The sequence below is a fragment of the Lysobacter sp. Soil_C_15 genome, assembly GCF_057657315.1.
The window spans coordinates 1-485 of sequence record NZ_JBDGIR010000038.1 but is presented as its reverse complement, the minus strand read 5'-3'; the positions used below and the strand labels follow the sequence as shown (position 1 = coordinate 485).

The 485-nt window shown below is 67.6% G+C and carries 1 protein-coding gene; it reads right to left on the bottom strand.

The annotated features are described in order from the left end of the window. Positions 1-485: proprotein convertase P-domain-containing protein (locus tag AC3A57_RS22935; RefSeq protein WP_487581012.1), on the bottom strand; the 485-nt coding region annotated here is incomplete at both ends.

Here is a 485-nt window from a genome sequence, read left to right as displayed (position 1 = left end):
GCTCCAGGTGTCGATCTTGCCGACGTCCTGGGCGGCGCGATCGGCGGCGCGCAGCTTCCAGGTGCCGTTGAGCGGTTCGCTCGACAGGTTCTTGGTGAAGGTGCCGGTGACGTTGTCGCCGCTGCCGCCGCTGCGGTTGTGCAGGTTGTACACCGAACCGTCCGGCGCGATCAGGTCGACGATCAGGTCGCCCTTGTACGGGTGGACGATGTTGACCGAGATCTGCGCATTGCTCGGCGCGTTGCCGCTGCGTCCCGACACCGCGATGGCGCTGCTGACCCCGGCGGCGTTGTTGTCCGGAATATTGACGTCGCTGCCGTTGGTATAGGTCTGCACGCCGCCGGCGCTGACCGTGACCGAGGCGGTCTTGCTGTGGCTGGCGCCGTCGTCGTCGGTGACCGTCAAGACCACGCTGTAGGTGCCGGCCGCGGCGTAGGTCTTGCTCGGGCTGGTCGCGGTCGAGCTGGTGCCGTCGCCGAAGTTCC